The 17,122-nt window shown below is 70.8% G+C and carries 19 protein-coding genes; 12 read left to right on the top strand and 7 right to left on the bottom strand.

Going from position 1 to position 17,122, the window contains the following annotated elements; genetic code table 11:
• Nucleotides 1-72: 72 nt before the first annotated feature.
• Nucleotides 73-1,050, top strand: coding sequence for a helix-turn-helix transcriptional regulator (locus HEB94_RS46410; protein ID WP_192755740.1), 978 nt, complete (start codon nt 73-75; stop codon nt 1,048-1,050).
• 23 nt (nt 1,051-1,073) lie between these two features.
• On the opposite strand, the gene HEB94_RS46405 is transcribed toward HEB94_RS46410, so the two are convergent.
• A complete protein-coding gene (locus HEB94_RS46405) occupies nt 1,074-2,240 on the bottom strand; it encodes a pyridoxal phosphate-dependent aminotransferase (protein WP_425550399.1) in 1,167 nt (388 codons plus the stop codon).
• A 330-nt stretch (nt 2,241-2,570) separates the two neighbouring features.
• Between HEB94_RS46405 and HEB94_RS46400 the strand changes: the two genes are divergently transcribed.
• The 6 genes from HEB94_RS46400 to HEB94_RS46375 all read left to right on the top strand — a co-directional run bounded on the left by HEB94_RS46400 (nt 2,571) and on the right by HEB94_RS46375 (nt 6,792).
• Nucleotides 2,571-3,053, top strand: coding sequence for a hypothetical protein (locus HEB94_RS46400; protein ID WP_192755739.1), 483 nt, complete (start codon nt 2,571-2,573; stop codon nt 3,051-3,053).
• A gap of 30 nt (nt 3,054-3,083) precedes the next feature.
• Complete coding sequence (locus HEB94_RS46395; RefSeq protein WP_192755738.1) at nt 3,084-3,863, top strand: SDR family NAD(P)-dependent oxidoreductase; 780 nt, start codon at nt 3,084-3,086, stop codon at nt 3,861-3,863.
• Nucleotides 3,864-3,936: 73 nt separating this feature from the next.
• Nucleotides 3,937-4,575, top strand: a complete 639-nt coding sequence (locus HEB94_RS54040) for a peptidoglycan DD-metalloendopeptidase family protein (RefSeq protein ID WP_192755737.1) — start codon at nt 3,937-3,939, stop codon at nt 4,573-4,575.
• Between the two features lie 85 nt (nt 4,576-4,660).
• On the top strand, nt 4,661-5,206 hold the full coding sequence (pyrE, locus tag HEB94_RS46385; protein WP_192755736.1) for an orotate phosphoribosyltransferase: 546 nt from the start codon (nt 4,661-4,663) through the stop codon (nt 5,204-5,206).
• Between the two features lie 121 nt (nt 5,207-5,327).
• Complete coding sequence (locus HEB94_RS46380) at nt 5,328-6,023, top strand: hypothetical protein (RefSeq protein ID WP_192755735.1); 696 nt, start codon at nt 5,328-5,330, stop codon at nt 6,021-6,023.
• A gap of 46 nt (nt 6,024-6,069) precedes the next feature.
• Nucleotides 6,070-6,792, top strand: coding sequence for a LemA family protein (locus HEB94_RS46375; RefSeq protein ID WP_192755734.1), 723 nt, complete (start codon nt 6,070-6,072; stop codon nt 6,790-6,792).
• A 36-nt stretch (nt 6,793-6,828) separates the two neighbouring features.
• Here HEB94_RS46375 and HEB94_RS46370 read toward each other — a convergent pair whose 3' ends face one another.
• Nucleotides 6,829-7,530 (bottom strand): VTT domain-containing protein, encoded by a 702-nt coding sequence (locus tag HEB94_RS46370; protein WP_192755733.1) that lies wholly within the window; start codon nt 7,528-7,530, stop codon nt 6,829-6,831.
• 124 nt (nt 7,531-7,654) lie between these two features.
• Between HEB94_RS46370 and HEB94_RS46365 the strand changes: the two genes are divergently transcribed.
• Nucleotides 7,655-8,287, top strand: coding sequence for a TrmH family RNA methyltransferase (locus tag HEB94_RS46365; protein ID WP_337918449.1), 633 nt, complete (start codon nt 7,655-7,657; stop codon nt 8,285-8,287).
• Between the two features lie 22 nt (nt 8,288-8,309).
• Here the strand turns inward: HEB94_RS46365 and HEB94_RS46360 are convergent, their stop codons facing one another.
• Both HEB94_RS46360 and HEB94_RS46355 read right to left on the bottom strand, forming a co-directional pair.
• Nucleotides 8,310-9,089, bottom strand: coding sequence for an HAD-IIA family hydrolase (locus HEB94_RS46360; RefSeq protein ID WP_337918448.1), 780 nt, complete (start codon nt 9,087-9,089; stop codon nt 8,310-8,312).
• Nucleotides 9,090-9,295: 206 nt separating this feature from the next.
• Nucleotides 9,296-9,580: a hypothetical protein gene (locus tag HEB94_RS46355; RefSeq protein ID WP_192755731.1), complete on the bottom strand. Its 285-nt coding sequence runs from the start codon at nt 9,578-9,580 to the stop codon at nt 9,296-9,298.
• An 868-nt stretch (nt 9,581-10,448) separates the two neighbouring features.
• Between HEB94_RS46355 and HEB94_RS46350 the strand changes: the two genes are divergently transcribed.
• Nucleotides 10,449-11,201, top strand: a complete 753-nt coding sequence (locus HEB94_RS46350) for an ANTAR domain-containing protein (RefSeq protein ID WP_192755730.1) — start codon at nt 10,449-10,451, stop codon at nt 11,199-11,201.
• A gap of 27 nt (nt 11,202-11,228) precedes the next feature.
• On the opposite strand, the gene HEB94_RS46345 is transcribed toward HEB94_RS46350, so the two are convergent.
• Together HEB94_RS46345 and HEB94_RS46340 are read right to left on the bottom strand one after the other, a co-directional pair.
• Nucleotides 11,229-12,191, bottom strand: coding sequence for a 23S rRNA (adenine(2058)-N(6))-methyltransferase Erm(C) (locus HEB94_RS46345; protein ID WP_202896903.1), 963 nt, complete (start codon nt 12,189-12,191; stop codon nt 11,229-11,231).
• A 367-nt stretch (nt 12,192-12,558) separates the two neighbouring features.
• Complete coding sequence (locus HEB94_RS46340) at nt 12,559-13,602, bottom strand: SIS domain-containing protein (protein ID WP_192755729.1); 1,044 nt, start codon at nt 13,600-13,602, stop codon at nt 12,559-12,561.
• A gap of 167 nt (nt 13,603-13,769) precedes the next feature.
• Here HEB94_RS46340 and HEB94_RS46335 point away from each other — a divergent pair, with 167 nt between their 5' ends.
• The gene (locus HEB94_RS46335; protein WP_337918447.1) at nt 13,770-14,534 is read left to right on the top strand and encodes a GntR family transcriptional regulator; all 765 of its coding nucleotides are present in this window, start codon (nt 13,770-13,772) and stop codon (nt 14,532-14,534) included.
• Between the two features lie 45 nt (nt 14,535-14,579).
• Here the strand turns inward: HEB94_RS46335 and HEB94_RS46330 are convergent, their stop codons facing one another.
• Nucleotides 14,580-15,026: a VOC family protein gene (locus HEB94_RS46330; protein ID WP_192755727.1), complete on the bottom strand. Its 447-nt coding sequence runs from the start codon at nt 15,024-15,026 to the stop codon at nt 14,580-14,582.
• A 29-nt stretch (nt 15,027-15,055) separates the two neighbouring features.
• On the opposite strand from HEB94_RS46330, the gene fbaA reads away from it, so the two are divergent.
• Together fbaA and HEB94_RS46320 are read left to right on the top strand one after the other, a co-directional pair.
• Entirely contained in the window at nt 15,056-16,081 is a 1,026-nt protein-coding gene (gene fbaA / locus HEB94_RS46325; protein ID WP_192755726.1) for a class II fructose-bisphosphate aldolase, read from the top strand.
• Between the two features lie 620 nt (nt 16,082-16,701).
• Nucleotides 16,702-17,121: a DUF3151 domain-containing protein gene (locus tag HEB94_RS46320; RefSeq protein WP_192755725.1), complete on the top strand. Its 420-nt coding sequence runs from the start codon at nt 16,702-16,704 to the stop codon at nt 17,119-17,121.
• Nucleotide 17,122: the final 1 nt, after the last annotated feature.

The raw sequence follows: 17,122 nt of genomic DNA, 5'->3' as shown, positions 1-17,122 counted from the left end.
AAGGACGGGATTCCGCGGGGCTTCCGGAAGGACGGGATCCCGCGGGCGGGCCGACGGAGAGGAGAGCCGACGATGCGCGCGAGCCGGCTGCTCTCGCTGCTGCTCCTGCTGCAGACCCGCGGCCGGATGACCGCGCCCGAACTCGCGGAGGAACTCGAGGTCTCCGTCCGCACCGTCTACCGCGACGTCGAGTCGCTGTCGGTCGCGGGTGTCCCGGTCTACGCCGACCGCGGCCCGGCCGGTGGCTACCAGTTACTGGACGGCTACCGGACCCGGCTCACCGGGCTGACCGGAGACGAGGCGGAGTCGCTGTTCCTCGCCGGGATCCCGGGTCCCGCGGCGGCCGAACTCGGGCTCGGATCCGTCCTGGCCGCCGCGCAGCTCAAGCTGATGGCCGCACTCCCGCCGGAGCTCCGCTCCCGGGCCGGCCGGATCCGCGAACGCTTCCACCTGGACGCGCCCGGCTGGTTCCGCGAGGTCGAACGGCCCGACCACCTGGCGACGGTCGCCGACGCCGTGTGGAACCAGCAGCGGGTCGAGGTCCGCTACCAGGCCTGGGGCAAACCCGAGGCGACGCGCCTTCTGGAGCCGTACGGGCTGATCCTCAAGACGGGCGTGTGGTACGTCGCCGCCCGGGCGGACGGCCACTTCCGCAGCTACCGCGTCTCCCGGATGCGGGCCGTGGCCACCCTCGAGAGTCGCTTCGAACGCGACCAGGACTTCGACCTCGCGGCCTACTGGGATACCTGGTCGGAGCAGTACCGCGCGCGTCTCTACCACTCCGAGGCGCTCGTCCGGCTCTCACCGCTCGCGCGCGACCTGGTGCCCTACTACCTCGGCCCGTTCGCGGCTCGCGCGGTCCGGGAGACGGCCGGACCGCCCGACGAGCAGGGCTGGGTCCAGGTCACGCTGCCGATCGAGTCGCCCACGCACGCGCGGATGGAGTTCTTCCGGTTCGGCCCGGACCTCGAGGTGCTCCAACCCAGCGAACTCCGCGAGCTGATGGTCCGCAGCGCTGCCGAGGTGACCCGCCTCTACGCCGGCGGCTGAGTCAAAGTCGGGTCAGGACGCCGTCACTTCAGGCCGTTGCGGAGCCGGTCGACCGCCGCGGTGAGGACGTCGTCGCGCTTGCAGAACGCCCAGCGGACAAGGGGCCGGCCGGCGGCTTTGTCGTCGTAGAAGACCTCGTGCGGGATCGCGACCACGCCACAGCGCTCGGGCAGCATCCGGCAGAACTCCACGCCGTCGTCGTAGCCGAGCGGCCGGACGTCGGTGGTGACGAAGTACGTGCCGCCCGGGACGAACACCTTCAGGCCGAGCGAGGCCAGCCCGGAGCTGAGCAGGTCACGCTTGCGCTGCATCGAGGTACGCAGCTCGTCGTAGTAGGTGTCCTCGAAGCGCAGCGCCTGGGCGACGGCCGGCTGGAACGGCCCACCGGAGACGTAGGTCAGGAACTGCTTCGCGGTGCGTACGGCGGTGACCAACTCCGGCGTGGAGCAGACCCAGCCGATCTTCCAGCCGGTGACGGCGAAGGTCTTGCCAGCACCGGAGATGGTGACCGTACGTTCGCGCATGCCGGGGAACGTCGCGAGCGGGATGTGCGGGGCGTCGTCGTAGATCAGGTGCTCATAGACCTCGTCGGTCACCACGAGCAGGTCGCGTTCGCAGGCGAGCTCGGCGATCGCGCGGAGTTCCTCCGGCGTCAGCACCGTGCCGGTGGGGTTGTGCGGGGTGTTGATGAGCAGCAGCTTCGTGCGAGGTGTGACCGCCGCACGGAGCGCGTCGAGGTCGAGCCGGAAGTCGGGGGCCTGCAACGTGATGGGCACCCGGACCCCGCCGGCCATGGCGATGCAGGCGACGTAGGAGTCGTAGTAGGGCTCCAGGGCGATCACCTCGTCGCCCGGCTCGACCAGGGCGAGCAGCGCCGCGGCGATGGCCTCGGTGGCGCCGGCGGTGACGAGCACCTCGGTGTCGGGGTCGAAGTCCAGACCGTAGAAGCGACGCTGGTGCTCCGAGACCGCGTGACGCAGCGGAGCGATGCCGATGCCCGGCGGGTACTGGTTGTGCTCACCGGAGCGGATGGCGTCGACGGCCGCCTCGAGCATCGGGGCGGGACCGTCGGTGTCCGGGAAGCCCTGACCGAGGTTGATCGACGAGGTTCGCAGCGCGAGGGCCGACATCTCTGCGAAGATCGTCGTCCCGAGGCCCTGCAGCCTGGCGGCCATGCGTGGATGCGTCACGCTGACTGACCTTACTGCTGCCTCCGGGCGGGACTTGCTGACGTCGCGACCGCGGGCGGCCACGACGATGCTACTGCCCGCTTCGGCGCGTCCGGGGTTGGCCGCACCGTCGCGCGAGCGGAGATGGCAAGGTGGCGGTGAGACCTCTCGGCGCACCCGCGAAGATGTAGAGGGCGACGACAAGACAGTCAGACGGCGGACGACAAGGCCGGGCCAAGCGCCCAGGAGGTCATGATGAGCGATACGAACTCACCCGGTGAGCGACCGGAACGGCCGGAGCGGCCGTCGCGGGGTGGATCCGAGTCGTCCACGCCGCCACCCATGGGCCCGATGCCGTCGTGGCCCTCCGGTGAGGGCGACGCCCCGGCCGCGCCCACGGCGCGCCCCCGCCTGATCCAGATCGCGATGTACCTCATGTACGCCGGCGCTGCCCTGTCGGCCGTCTCGGTCATCGCCGTCTTCGGCTCCCGCGACCAGTTGCAGCAGAACGCCCGCGACGCTCTGCGGGCGCAGAAGCAGCCGGTGACGTCGGAGCGGGTCGCCTCGCTCGCCAACAGCACGATGATCTTCATCATCGCGCTCGGGGTGATCATGGTCGCCCTCTGGATCCTGATGGCGATCATGAACGGCAAGGGCAAGGGCTGGGCCCGGATCATGGCCTCGATCCTCGCGGTCGCCAACATCTGGTTCAACCTGCGTGGCCTGTCGATCGTCGGGATCGCCCTGATCCTGGTCGGCATCGTCGCCGCCGTCATGCTGTGGCTGCCGGCCTCGCGACCGTGGTTCGAGACCTCCAGGCGCTCCCGGGCGTGACGCGCTTCCACCGAACACAGGACAGCTGACATGCCCACCGCACTGATCACCGGACCCACCGCAGGACTCGGCCGGGCCTATGCCGAGGCGTTCGCCAAGCGCGGCTTCGACCTCGTCCTGGCCTCCCGTGACCTCACCCGCCTCAGCGCGGTGGCCGAGGAGCTGTCCACCCAGTACGCCGTGAGTTGCGAGACGCTGGCCGGCGACCTGGCGGACGAGGCCGCCCTGCGCGCGGTCGAGAAGCGCATCACCGGCGGGACGCCGCCCATCGACCTGGTGATCAACAACGCCGGCTACGGGCCGTCGCGCGGCTTCCTCACCAGCACACCGGAGGACGAGCAGCACCTGATCGACGTCCTGGTCGGCGCGGTGATGCGGCTCAGCAAGGCCGCGGCGGTGAGCATGGTCGGGCGCCGGACCGGCGCGATCATCAACATCTCCAGCCTCGCCGGGTACGCGCCGTCCGGCACCTACGGCGCGGCCAAGGCCTACGTGACCAGCTTCACCGAGGGACTCGCGGGCGAACTGCACGGGACGGGCGTCCGGGTGTTCGCGGTGTGCCCGGGCTACGTCCGCACGGAGTTCCACCAGCGAGCCGGCCTGACGGTGAAGGGTCTGCCCGGCTTCATGTGGCTCACCATCGACGAGGTTGTCAACGCCACCTTGCGGCACCTGGACTCCGGGCGCAACGACCCGGTGCTGGTGCCGACGCTGCGCTACCGCGTACTGGCGGCCGGAGCGAAGCACCTGCCGCGCCCGCTGGTCCGCTCCGTGGCCCGCACCATCGGGATGCGCGAGCGCGAGAGCTGAGGAACGGTCGCTCCGGCACTCCCCACGGGCGTCGCTCGTTGGATCCGCGACACCACCACCACGGGGAGCGTACGTGGACGAACACGACCAGCCCGCCCGAACCACCCGCCGGGCCGGTCTCGTCGGCATCGTGGCGCTCGTGGTCGTCGTCGCGCTCGGCTGGGCGGCCAGCCGGTGGACCGGCGGACTGCCGAATCTCGGGTCCGTCGGTGGTCTCGGCGTCGACGAGCCCGGCCCGCGTCCGAAGTTCACCATGCCCTTCGCCTGTGGCGAGCGCTGGCGGCTGAGCACCTACCGCGGTCACGATCCTGACGACATGAAGGTGGACATGTTCCGGATCGGGGGCACCACCAGGGGCTCGGTCGTCCGGGCCACCGCGCCGGGCCGGATCCGTCAGCTGGTCAACCCGGGCGGGGTCAAGATCGACCACGGCGGCCGCTGGTACACGCTGTCCCTGCACATGGACCACATCAGCGTCGAACCCGGCCAGGAAGTGGTCCAGGGCCAGGAGATCGGCCGGGTCGGTTCGGTCGGCACCCAGGCGGCCCACCTCCACTACGAGCAGCTCTTCGACCAGAACGGCGATGGCAACGCGCGGACCTGGGAGATGGTCCATCCGGTCATCGAGGGTGTGCCCTACCAGTTGTCGCCCGGAGGGCCGTTCCCCGTCGTCCGCAGTACGAACGCCTGTGCCGGCCAGGCCGCTCGCTGAGCACACCACCCGCCTGCTGCGCGCGAGGCCGGCGGCGCGGACGCCGAGCCGGTCCGGGTGTCCGGGCATGGCCTAAGCTGCCGCCGTGTCCAGCGAGCGTTCCGAACTACTCGACCAGATCAAGTCCAAGGCGATCGTCCACGAGACCGTCACCCTGTCCTCGGGGCGGACCGCCGACTACTACATCGACCTGCGCAGGATCACCCTGGACGGCGCCGCCGCGCCCCTGGTGGGCCGGCAGATGCTCGAGCTCACCAAGGACCTCGACTATGACGCGGTCGGTGGGCTGACCCTGGGCGCCGACCCGCTGGCCACCTCCATGCTGCACGCGGCGGCGGGCCAGGGACGCCGCCTGGACGCCTTCGTGGTCCGCAAGTCCGAGAAGCAACACGGCCTGCAGCGGCGGATCGAGGGTCCCGACGTGGCCGGTCGGCGGGTGCTCGCGGTGGAGGACACCTCGACCACCGGCGCCTCGGTGCTCACGGCGGTGGAGGCCCTGCGTGAGGCCGGCGCCGAGGTGGTCGCGGTCGCCGTTCTGGCCGACCGAAGCACCGGCGCCAAGGACAAGGTCGAGGCGGCCGGCGTCCCCTATCGCTTCGTCTACGGTCTGGACGATCTCGGCCTGAGCTAGTAAAGGAAAGACCAGGCGTGTCCGGCGGCCGGCAGGTCCCGCGGCTCGTGGACTCTGACGCCGGCATGCCCGGATCCCCAAGGGGGTCCACTTCGCACGCGTCGACGGGGGAGCGTTCACGATGGAACCCTGGATCGTCTTCCTACTCTTCCTCGCCGTCGTAGGCGCCGTCTGGTACCTCAACCGGCGCGCCCGCCAGCGGCGCATGGCCGCGTTCCAGGCGCTCGCGGCCGCGCAGGGGTGGCAGTGGATCGAGGAGGACGACCGCTACGTCCGCAACTGGAACAGCCACCCCTTCGGTCAGGGCAGGAAGCGCAGGGCGACCAACATCCTGGTCGGGAAGTACCGCGGCCGGGAGATCGCCGCCTACGACTACGAGTACCAAACGGAGTCCGACAACGGCAAGGACCGTACGACCACCACCCACCGGTACGCCATCTGGGTGGTGACGCTCCCGTCGCGGCTGCCCGAGCTGGAGGTCCGCAAGGAGGGCATCTTCGGCGGGCGGGTGGCCGCCGCCTTCGGGTTCGGCGACCTGCAGCTCGAGAGCGAGGAGTTCAACCGCACGTTCCGAGTGGGTACGCCGGACCGCCGCTACGCCACCGCGATGCTGCACCCGCGGATGATGGAGCTGCTGCTCGCCCGTGGCCGGAACGGGATGAGCTGGCGGATCGCGGGTGACGCCCTCCTGTGCTGGGAGGAGGGCAAGGCCGAGCCCGACGCGATCGTGCCCAGGCTCGACGTCCTGGCCGACGTCGTCGACCTTGTGCCGTCGTTTGTCTGGAAGGACTACGGTTCGGCCTCGACACGCGAATGAGGCACTACTATCCGGAGATGCCAGCCCGTCGAGAGCAGGGGTCCGCGTGATCTGGATTATCGTCGTCGTCGCTGTGGTCGTGTTGTTCGCGATCGGTGTGGTGGTGTCGTACAACCGGTTCATCAGCCAACGCAACCTGGTCCAGGAGTCCTGGCGGCAGGTCGATGTCGAACTCCACCGGCGCTACGACCTCATCCCCAACCTCGTCAGCACCGTTCGGGCCTACGCGACCCACGAGCGCGCGGTCTTCGCGGAGGTGACCCGGCTGCGCCAGTTGGCGTCCGAGCGTGACGGCGACCTCGCGGGCCGCGCCCAGCAGGAGTCCGCGCTCAGCGGTGCTCTGCGGCAGCTCTTCGCGGTGGTCGAAAACTACCCCGCGCTCAAGTCGAACCAGAACTTCCTCGGCCTGCAGCAGCAGTTGGCCGAGACCGAGGACCGGATCGCCGCCGGGCGGCGGTTCTACAACGCCAACGTGCGCGCCTACAACACCCGTGTGGAGGCGTTCCCGTCCAACCTGATCGCGTCGCGCTTCCGCTTCGCCAAGGCGGAGTACTTCGAGGTCGAGGAGGCGGAGGTGCGCGCGGCGCCCGCGGTCGACTTCAGCGGGCTGAGTGGCCCGACGGCCGGTCAGCCCGGGAGCGTCGGAGGTCACAACGGCTCGCCGGCGCCGCAGCTGGGAGCGGGTCAGCAGCGGGTGTCGCCGCCGGCCCCGCAGCCGCAGCCACAGCCACAGCCGGGTGAGGAGCAGCGCCGGGGGCCGGAGAGCTGATCCGGCGTCCGTCCCCGCCTGCCGCCTGGCCGGCGGTCAGGGCCGGTGGTCAACCGGCGGTGGGCTCTCGGGCGTCCCGACGGCGTGCCGACCGCGCCGGCGTTCCATCGCGCGGACCCGCAGGAACTCCAGCCCGATCGGGACGACGGAGATCAGGACGACCACGACGAGCATCAGCTCGATGTTCGACCGGATCACGCTGACCTGGCCCAGGAAGTAGCCGAGTGCGGTGACCCCGGCGCCCCAGATCACACCGCCGATCGTCGTGTAGGTGATGAAGCGGCGGAAATCCATCCGCCCGACCCCGGCGGTCACGGTGATGAAGGTCCGGACGATCGGGACGAAGCGGGCCAAGACGATCGCGCGGGCGCCGTAGCGGGTGAAGAAGGCATGGGTCTTCTCGACGTACTCCCGCTTGAACAGCCGGGAGTCGCCCTTGCCGAAGACGGCGGGACCAACCCGGTATCCGATGCCGTAGCCGACGACGTTGCCGACGCAGGCGGCGATGGCCACCAGGAGGCAGACCAGCCAGAGCGGGGCCTTGATGGCGCCGTTCGCTACCAGGAGTCCTGCCGTGAACAGCAGGGAGTCTCCGGGGAGGAAGAACCCGATCAGCAGCCCGCACTCGGCGAAAATGATGATGAGTACTCCGACCAGCGCGTACGGCCCGAGAGTGTCGAGGATCTTCTGCGCGTCGAGCCAGTCAGGGAGCAGCGCGAGCGTCGTCGTGGGTGGCACGCGGTGAGCCTATCCGCGCGACGAGGAGAACTCCCGGGCCGTGCGGCCTCCGGCGACAAGTCCTCACTCCCCGCATCCGGGCCCCGTCGCAACTGCCGTGGTCGCGGCCGTCGAAGATGGTCCGGTGACCGCACCGGAAGACGATCTCGAGGTCGGCGTCGGGCCCTGGCCAGGCCCCTGGCCGGACGACCCGCGTTACGACCCGGACCTGCTGCGTAACGGCGACCGGCGCAACGTCGTCGACCGCTACCGGTACTGGCGCCGGGAGGCCGTCGTCGCCGACCTCGACGAAGAACGCCACGACTTCCACGTGGCGATCGAGAACTGGCAGCACGACTTCAACATCGGCTCGGTCGTGCGGACGGCGAACGCCTTCCTCGCCCGGGAGGTGCACGTGGTGGGCCGGCGCCGCTGGAACCGTCGCGGTGCGATGGTGACCGATCGGTACCAGCATGTCCGACATCACCCGGACGTCGAGGCGCTGGCCGCCTGGGCGGGGGAGCAGGGCCTGCCACTGCTCGGTGTGGACAACCTGCCCGGGTCGGTTCCGTTGGAGACCTACGACCTACCCCGCGCGTGTGTGCTGGTGTTCGGGCAGGAAGGCCCCGGCTTGTCCCGGGAGGCATGGAAGGCCTGCACCGACGTCCTGTCCATCGCGCAGTACGGCTCGACGCGGTCCATCAACGCCGGCGCGGCCGCGGCCGTCGCGATGCACGCATGGGTACGCCGGTACCAGTTCGACCAGCACGCCGGCTGACCCGGCCGCCAGGCCGGACGTCCTAGATCTGGTCCACCAAGTCGGCCACGGAGTCGACCACCCAGGACGGCCGGTACGGAAAGCGCTCGATGTCCACGCGCCGGGTGACCCCGGACAGCACGAGGACGGTCCGCAGACCCGCCTCGATGCCGGAGATCACGTCGGTGTCCATCCGGTCGCCGATCATCGCGGTCGTCTCGGAGTGCGCCTCGAGTTGGTTGAGGGCGCTTCGCATCATCAGCGGGTTCGGCTTGCCGACGAAGTAGGGCTCCACGCCGGTCGCCTTGGTGATCAGCGCCGCCACCGCGCCGCAGGCGGGAAGCGGACCCTCCGGCGAGGGCCCGACCGTGTCGGGGTTGGTCGCGATGAAGCGCGCACCGCGATCCACCAGCCGGATCGCGGTCGTGATGGCGGAGAAGCTGTAGGTGCGGGTCTCGCCGAGCACCACGTAGTCGGGATTCTTGTCGGTGAGGACGTAACCGATGTTGTGGAGCGCGGTGGTCAGCCCGGACTCGCCGATGACGAAGGCGCTGCCGCCCGGCGCCTGGTCACTGAGGAACTGTGCCGTCGCGAGGGCGGAGGTCCAGATCGACCCCTCACCGACGTCCAGCCCGGCCGAGAACAGCCGGGCGTGCAGGTCCCGCGGGGTGTAGATCGAGTTGTTGGTCAGGACCAGGAACCCCTTGCCGGACTCGCGCAGCCGGCTGAGGAACTCCGGCGCGCCGGGCACCGGGTGCCCTTCATGGACCAGCACGCCATCCATGTCGGCGAGCCAGGTCTCGATCGGCTTGGGTTCGGACACCACTTCCCCCTCCGGGCCGGAGCCTTGCTCGGCCTACCGTAGCGGCCTTCGAACCAGGGCCCACAGCCCGCCCGGCGCAGCGATTGCGCGCACGCGCGCAGGGCGGTGAGGGGGTGCGGACGCGCTGGTGCCAGTGCGTGTTGGGGTGCGGACGCACTGCTGTTCGGCGCGGTGGTGTGAGGACGCGGTGGTGCGACGGCGGGGGGTCAGACTCCGAGCCGGTCGCAGAGCCGCTCGGCCATCGCGTTGGCGAGGTCGGTGACCGGATCCTGGTCGCAGCGGCGGGCGAGACGCTGGAGCAGGCGCGCCACGACGAGGGCCTCGGGCGCGCTGAGGACGGGTACCCGGTCCAGGTGGGTGCTCCCGCCCGACACCCGGTCATGTCCCGGCGCCTCGGTCATCCACGTACGCAGTCGAGCCGTGAACGCCTCGGCGTCCTGGGCCCACAGGTCCGCTGTCCGGTCCGCCGCGTTCTGGTGTAGGGCCGTCACTGCACCGCCTCCACATACCCGCATGTGTTCGAACCGTTGGGGCCGCGCCTCCGGCCCGTCCGCGCGGGCCGGAGGCACGGCTGTCGACCTCCTCGGGCCGGGTGGAGCGGGGCCGCCCGGCCCGAGGAGATCCACGACGCCTTGTCGGGTGACCCCGACGTCGGCGCCAGGCACCCGTGCGTGCTGGCGTGAACGTCCCTGACCTTCGTAACGGGAGAAGCGGATCCGCCTCCGAAATCCGCTCTCCCGCACCAGCGGGTGGACGTCCCCCGTTGTGCCGCCAGGCCGGGCGAGCGTCGGCGCCTTCCGCCATCGGGTCCGCGGTCACCCCCCTCCTGTGACCGCGAAGCCCCTGGTCGTCCGGACCGACGTTCGTTCCGACTGGCGACAGCTACGCCAGCACGTACACGGGCACGATCACCGGGGGTGGAGCGCGGTAGCGCGACGCTTCCGTGCTCGGGGTTCGGGTGCTCGAAGTCTCGATGCCCGGTGTATCGGTGGTGGGTGGTGCCGCTCGGAGTTCGGGAGGCGTGGGTGACGCGACGAGCCTGCTCGACACCTGACCCCCTGATCGCAGCCGTGCTTCTGGACGTGTTCGTGAGGCTGCCGGGGTCTGGGGCGGCGTGCGGTTGGCCGTGATCGACCACCGCAGTGCTGAGACTAACGCTCCGAGTAACGGTGCCGGAACCCGGGGTTACCGGATTCATGGACAGAGGGTGACTATTCGATGCCATAATGCAACCACTCGGCTGTTCTTTCGTGTCATCGCCGAGGCGGGACGCACGACGGGGCGGGTCACCGCGAATCCAAGTGCGGCGACAATGCGTAGATCGGTGACGAACACCCTGTCGCTCACTATCGTGACGGAGTGCGGACAGTCACCGAACGCCAGCTCACCGAAGCGTTCGTCGAACTCGCGGACACATTGGCAGACGACTTCGACGTCGACGACTTCCTCAGTGTCCTCACCCGCCACTGCACCGAACTCCTGGACGCGGCGGCGGTCGGCGTCGTGCTCACCGACCTGCACGGCCAGCTCCGCGTCGCCGCCTCCTCATCCGAACAGGCGCGCACGGTCGAGCTCGCCGCGCTGCGAAGCGGCGACGGCCCGAGCCTGGAGTGCTTCCAGGCCTCCCGCGTGGTGACCGCGGGCGACATCGACGCCGCGCTGGAACGCTGGCCGCGGTTCGGGCCGCAGGCGATCGCCGCCGGCTACCGGTCGGTGCAGGCGCTGCCGCTGCGGCTGCGCACCGACGTGATCGGTGCCCTCACCCTCTTCGGAGCGACCACGACCACGCTCGACGAGGACGCGCTTCGGCTCGCCCAGTCGTTGGCCGACGTCGCGACCATCGGTCTCCTGCAGGTCCGTTCGATCCGCCAGGCCGAGGTGCTGGCCGAGCAGCTTCAGTCGGCGTTGGACAGCCGGGTCGTCATCGAGCAGGCCAAGGGCGTCCTCGCCGAGCGCGGCGGCATCGCCGTCGACGAGGCGTTCACCGTCCTGCGCGGCTACGCCCGCCGCAACCGGCTCCGGCTCGCCGAGCTCGCCCGGCAGATCGTGGACGGCGCGGTCGACACGGCACCGCTGCTGACCGGGGCTGGCCGGACCGGCGCGCCTCGCTGAGGATCGAGCCGGCCCGGCCACTCCCGCTCAAGCTCGGCGCGGGCTGCCCGGTCCCGGGTCGAGCAGCCGAGCGGGAATCCTCGGCAGGCGGGGCGCCACCACCGCGGGACCGGCCGCGGCCAGGCGCGCCACCTCACCCCACCGGCCGGCGGCCACGTCACCGGCGACGGTGGCCTGGTCGAGGTCGATCGACGCGGCGATCCGGTGCGCACCGGCCTTCCCCACCACCTCCGCGAGCACGGCGCGGGCGGGTCGGCCCGGCCCCCGGTACGCCACCGTCAGCAGGGCGTAGAGGATCCGTTGGGTGCGTCGTTCCCCGAGGCCGGGGCGGGCCCGGATCCGCAGGTGCGCCGAGTCGACGGCGGGGCGGGGCCGAAACGACGCGGCCGGGATCCGGCGGACGAGGCGAAGGTCGAACCGCGCGGCCCACCACGCGGTCTCCAGGTCCCGCCCGACCGGAGCGCTGATCCGCCGGGCGAAGCCCCACTCGACGACCAGGTCGGCGGCGCTGAGCCTGGTCCGGCCTGGGAGCAACCGGCGCAGCAGGGTCGTCGACAGTGCGTACGGGATGGAGGCGACCACCTGGAACGGCCCGCGGGGCAGCGGAACCACGGTCAGGTCGCCCGCCACCACCCGGACGTTCGGCTGGCCGTCGAACCTCTCTCGCAGTCGAAGGAGGAACGCCGGGTCCCGCTCGATCGCGATGACCCGGGCGCCGGTGCTCGCCAGCGGAGCGGTGAGGGTTCCGGGGCCGGCGCCCAGGTCGAGGACGAGAGCGTCGGGGACGAGGTCGGCCGACTCGATCAGGGCGCGGACCGTGCCACTCGAACGCAGCAGATGGATGCCGTGACGGTTGCTCGCGGCGGCACGGGACGGGGTGGCACGGGACGAAGAGTCGCGGGATGTGGTGGCACGGGACGAGGGGGCGCGGGATTTGGCGGCGCGGGATGCGGCGGCGCGGGATCGACCGGCGGGACGACGGGCAGGCATGACAGACCTCGGATGCGGTCGCGGGGACAGGGCCACGTGGCCCCACCGAGATCGCTCGGGAGAGGTACCGCCGGAATCGCTCGAACCGCGCGCCGTGTCAGAGGACGCGCGTGAGTGCCCTGGAGAGATCGCTCCTGGGTCGTCCGCCGCCGCCAGCAAGGGCGGAGCGGGAGAGGATGCGCCCGGTCAGACCGTCACCGAGAGTCGGTGGGGCGGTCGGACCGCAGGCGGCAGAAGAAGCATGCCGTGAAGCCGAACATGGTCCCGCAGCGTAGTCAGCGGGCCCCGGTTCGGCCATCGGGTTTCGCGCCGGCGCGCGAGGCGGCGCCGGCGCACGGTCGGGGCGTGCCTCGGGTACGGACGCCGGTCAGCCGGCGTCGGTCTGGGTGACCTTGGACAGGCCGCGGGGGGAGTCCGGGTCCAGGCCCAGCGTTCGGGCGAGGGCCTCCACTGTGAGCTGACCCGGCACCACCGCCGCGAGTGGTGCCACCAGCTCCGGCAGGTCCGGCCCGGGCACCGCCAACGAGCAGGCCTGGGCGAACGCCGAGTCGCCGCCGAGCCCGATCGTGGTCGCGCCGCGTGCTTGCAGGTCGAGCGCGACCTCGGTGAGTCCGCCGACCACGGGTCCGTCCTGCGCGGCCACCACGATCGCCACGACGTCGGAGTCGACGACCGCGATCGGCCCGTGCCGAAGGTCGGCGTACGACAGCCCGCGAACCGGCCGCAGGCAGGTCTCCTCCAGCTTCAGCGCGACCTCCAGCGCGGTGCCGAAGAGCAGGCCGCGGCCGGAGACGAGCGTCTCCTCGGAGTGGGCGAGCTGGGCTGCCGCCGCGTCGACTCCTTCGCGCTGCTCGACGAGGCGGGCCATCTCCTTCGGGGCGCGGGCCAGGTCGGCGTCCAGCGCGGTCGGCTCCGGGGCGAGGGCAGTCGCGAGGACCGCCATCGCGGCCAGCTGCGTGGTGTAGGTCTTGGTCGCCGGAACGGCGAGCTCCCGGCCGGCGTCCGTGGCGAGGGTGAGGTCGGCTCCACGGGCCAGCGCGCTCGCGCCGTCGTTGGTCACTGCGACGGTCCGGGCTCCGCGCGAGGCCGCCCACTCCTGGGTCTCGACGATCTCGCGGGTCTCACCGGACTGGGAGACGCAGACCACCAGGGCGTCGGTGAGGTCCACCTCGGCGTGGTAGTGGGTGGCGACGCTCGGTGCCGCCAGGCCGGCCATCCGGTGGGCGTGCGTCTCGACCAGGTAGCGCCCGTACACACAGGCGTTGTCGGAGGACCCGCGGGCGACGAAGAGGATGTGCCGGGTACCGGCGGCGAGGCGGGCGAGTTCCCCGCGCAGGGGGCGCAGGGCGTCCAGGGTCCGGGCAACCGCTTCCGGTTGCTCAGCGATCTCCCGGGCCATCTGGGTGGTCATGCGGCGGCTCCGAAGGGCTCGTTCGAGAGCGAGCATCGATGCCGCCCAGTGCCGCTCCGGTCACGGAATGCGTACGACTGGTGTCGTTCATCCACGGTCGGGGCCGCACCGCCGTGGCACGATGCCTGCAACGATGTCGGTGCGACGATAACCGGGAGGTGCCGTCCGTGGACGAACACCGTCGGGTCGTCGCGGACGGTCCAGTCCCCAAGCACACACAGCTGCGACGGATCCTCGAGGCGCTCATCGAGTCCGAACTCGAGCCGGACGCGCCGATCCCCTCCGAGCGGGAACTCATGGCCGCCCACCACGTCTCCCGGATGACCGTCCGGGAGGCGATCGGCCAGCTCGTCACCGAGGGCCGGGTCTACCGCGTCCGTGGCAAGGGCACGTTCGTCGCGGCGCCGCGGGTCGACTCCATGCTCGAGCTCACGTCGTTCACCGAGGAGATGCGCCGCCGCGGCCACGAGCCGTCCACCGTCGTGCTGCGGTCGGTGGAGCTGGTGCCGCCGGTGGGCGTACGCCAGGCGCTCGGGTTGACCACGACCCAGACGGCCTACCGGATCGAGCGGTTGCGGATCGCCGACGGCGTGCCGATGGCACTGGAGAACGGCTGGTACGTCTCCGAGCCGGCGCCGGGGCTGCTGGACCGGGACCTGTCCCAGTCGCTGTACGTCATCCTGTCCCGGACGTACGGCGTGGTGATCGACGCGGCGAAGCAGACCCTGCGGTCGGAGATCTCCGACGCCCAGACCGCCCGGATCCTGGGCGTGGCGGTCGGCTCCCCACTGCTGGTGCTGGACCGTACGTCGACGGCGGCCGGACGCCCGGTCGAGCACATCACGTCGTGGTATCGCGGCGACCGCTACCAGGTGCACATCGACCTCGCGCGGGCGGGCGACGCGGGCTGGATGTCAGCGGGCCGCCCGTAGCCGGACGCCTCGAGCTCAGCCAGGAGCCCGGTCGCCAGGAGCCGGTCAGCAGACGCAGAACTCGTTGCCCTCGGGGTCACTCATCACGACATAGCGGTCGAAGACGTCATGGTGGAGGTGCAGCACCGACCCGCCCGCCCGCACCAGCCGCTCGACGAAAGGGTCGATCTGGGCCCGCCACTCCGTCTCCGAGACGTCGGGGCCCTCGCCCACCTCGAGGTCGAAGTGGAGGCGGTTCTTGACGCGTTTGCGCTCGGGGACCCGCTGGAAGTAGAGCTTGCGGGGAGGGTGGTTCGACCGGTGTGGGAGCGGTGGTTCAGCGTCGCCAGCCGACTCGACCGACAGGGGGCTCGATGCCGTCGGCGCGGCCCTGGCAGGCGATCCGTAACGGCGCCCGCGACCGCGTTCCGGTAGTGGATCATGACAGGTTTGGGTCTGCCCAGCCCGAGAACACTGTGACCAGCCGGCTCGGCGATACTTGATGCGGAGCATGACTGACTGTCCATTCCTAGGAGCGCCCCATGCCTATTGCCACGCCTGAGGCCTACGCCGCGATGCTCGACCGCGCCAAGGAGGGCGCGTTCGCCTACCCGGCCATCAACGTCACTTCGTCGCAGACCCTGCACGCTGCGCTCCGGGGTTTCGCCGAGGCGGAGAGCGACGGGATCGTCCAGGTCTCCACCGGTGGTGCGGAGTTCCTCTCGGGCGCCACGGTGAAAGACATGGTGACCGGTGCCGCGGCGTTCGCGGCATACGCACGCGAGGTCGCGAAGAGCTACCCCGTCAATGTCGCCTTGCACACCGACCACTGCCCGAAGGACAAGCTCGACAAGTTCGTGCGTCCGCTGCTCGAGCTGTCCCGTGAACGGGTGGCCCGTGGCGAGGAGCCGCTGTTCCAGTCCCACATGTGGGACGGCTCGGCGGTCCCTGTGGCCGAGAACCTCGAGATCGCCAAGGAACTCCTGGCGAAGGCCGCCGACGCCCACGTGATCCTCGAGATCGAGGTCGGTGTGGTCGGTGGTGAGGAGGACGGCATCGTCGGCGCGATCGACGACAAGCTCTACACCACGGTCGAGGACGGACTCGCCACCGCCGAGGCGCTGGGCACCGGTGAGCACGGCCGCTATATGACCGCCCTGACCTTCGGCAACGTGCACGGTGTGTACAAGCCGGGCAACGTGAAGTTGCGTCCGGAGATCCTCAAGGAGATCCAGGAAGCGGTCGGCGCGAAGTACGGCAAGGAGAAGCCGTTCGACCTCGTCTTCCACGGCGGCTCCGGCTCGCTGCTGGAGGAGATCCGCGCCGCGCTCGACTACGGCGTGGTCAAGATGAACATCGACACCGACACGCAGTACGCCTTCACCCGCGGCATCGTCGACCACATCTTCAAGAACTACGAAGGTGTCCTCAAGATCGACGGCGAGGTCGGGGACAAGAAGCTCTACGACCCGCGCGCCTACGGCAAGAGCGCCGAGGCTTCGATGGCTCGCCGCGTCGTGGAGGCCGCGGAGCACCTCCGCTCCACCGGCACCACGATGGGCAAGTAAGCCACACCACGCACGCAGAGCCCCGACGTCCGCGCGGCCGGTCCCCGGTCGCGCGGCCGGGGCTTCGGCCGTGATCAGCAAGGGTGGCTCCATCAGGCGTTCCTCCGGTGGGGCCACCGGCATCGACGCCCACCGGTCCGCCGCCGCGGCGGCCTCCCGCCGATTGCCCTCGCCGTGACCTGAGCCGGCGCGCTGCCGACGGGTCACTCCATCGCTACGCGGGCAACCCCCGCTTTTCGCGCAGACCGCTCACCCCTTGGTCGGTCCGCTTCGTGGTCTCTCGCGGCCTCGTGACTCTTCGTCGGGTTGGTCACGTATTCACCCCGTCTGGTGCCGGGGTGCGGTGGCACAGCGTGGTAGGTAAGCGCTTTCCGCTCGCTCTGCGAAGGATGTCCGGATCCGGCTCCGATTACAGGGAACTCATGGGTCGTGAAGTATTGCGCGCGTTTCCTGCAATCGGCGAAACTAAACGCACAGCGGCGGCGTTCCGGACGACCTGGGCTTCCGGGTTGATGAGGGGCGCCGCCGCGACCAACTTCCCCTGGACCTCGACCCGGTCGGCGCCCGCCGGGTTGGTCCACCGCGTGGCCACGCGCGCGGGAGGCGGCAGGATGGGCGCCATGAGCACATCCCACAACCTGCTGGGCGAGCCGCCCGCCACCGAACTGCCGGAGAACGTCGAGGCCAAGGCCTCCCTCGACGCCGGCGTCGACCCCGCCGAGGTCGCGCGAGCCCACCCCACCTACTCACTCGCCTGGGCGCTGCTCGCCGAGCGGGCCTTCGCCGACGGACGCGATCTCGAGGCCTACGCCTACGCGCGGGTTGGCTACCACCGCGGACTGGACGCCCTGCGCCGCAACGGCTGGCGCGGTCACGGCCCGGTGCCGTGGGAGCACCCGGCGAACCGCGGCTTCCTCCGGGCGCTCGGCGTGCTCGCGAAGGCTTCCGGCTCGATCGGTGAGACCGACGAGAACGAGCGCTGCACGACCTTCCTCGTCGACTCGAGCCCCACGGCCGCCCGTGAGCTGGGCCTGGCCTGAG

Origin of the sequence: Actinopolymorpha pittospori (assembly GCF_014873875.1) — a bacterium.
In the GTDB taxonomy this organism is placed as follows: Bacteria; Actinomycetota; Actinomycetes; order Propionibacteriales; family Actinopolymorphaceae; genus Actinopolymorpha; species Actinopolymorpha pittospori.
This window is presented reverse-complemented; position numbering and strand designations above follow the sequence as displayed.

What these genes read in the sequence shown, in the direction of transcription:
- HEB94_RS46400 (WP_192755739.1), top strand. Translation starts at nt 2,571, where the DNA reads ATGCCGTCGTGGCCCTCCGGTGAGGGCGACGCCCCGGCCGCGCCCACG.
- fbaA (WP_192755726.1), top strand. Translation starts at nt 15,056, where the DNA reads ATGCCTATTGCCACGCCTGAGGCCTACGCCGCGATGCTCGACCGCGCC.
- HEB94_RS46345 (WP_202896903.1), bottom strand. Translation starts at nt 12,191, where the DNA reads ATGCCTGCCCGTCGTCCCGCCGGTCGATCCCGCGCCGCCGCATCCCGC.
- HEB94_RS46330 (WP_192755727.1), bottom strand. Translation starts at nt 15,026, where the DNA reads ATGCTCCGCATCAAGTATCGCCGAGCCGGCTGGTCACAGTGTTCTCGG.
- HEB94_RS46380 (WP_192755735.1), top strand. Translation starts at nt 5,328, where the DNA reads ATGGAACCCTGGATCGTCTTCCTACTCTTCCTCGCCGTCGTAGGCGCC.
- HEB94_RS46410 (WP_192755740.1), top strand. Translation starts at nt 73, where the DNA reads ATGCGCGCGAGCCGGCTGCTCTCGCTGCTGCTCCTGCTGCAGACCCGC.
- HEB94_RS46340 (WP_192755729.1), bottom strand. Translation starts at nt 13,602, where the DNA reads ATGACCACCCAGATGGCCCGGGAGATCGCTGAGCAACCGGAAGCGGTT.
- HEB94_RS46320 (WP_192755725.1), top strand. Translation starts at nt 16,702, where the DNA reads ATGAGCACATCCCACAACCTGCTGGGCGAGCCGCCCGCCACCGAACTG.
- HEB94_RS46395 (WP_192755738.1), top strand. Translation starts at nt 3,084, where the DNA reads ATGCCCACCGCACTGATCACCGGACCCACCGCAGGACTCGGCCGGGCC.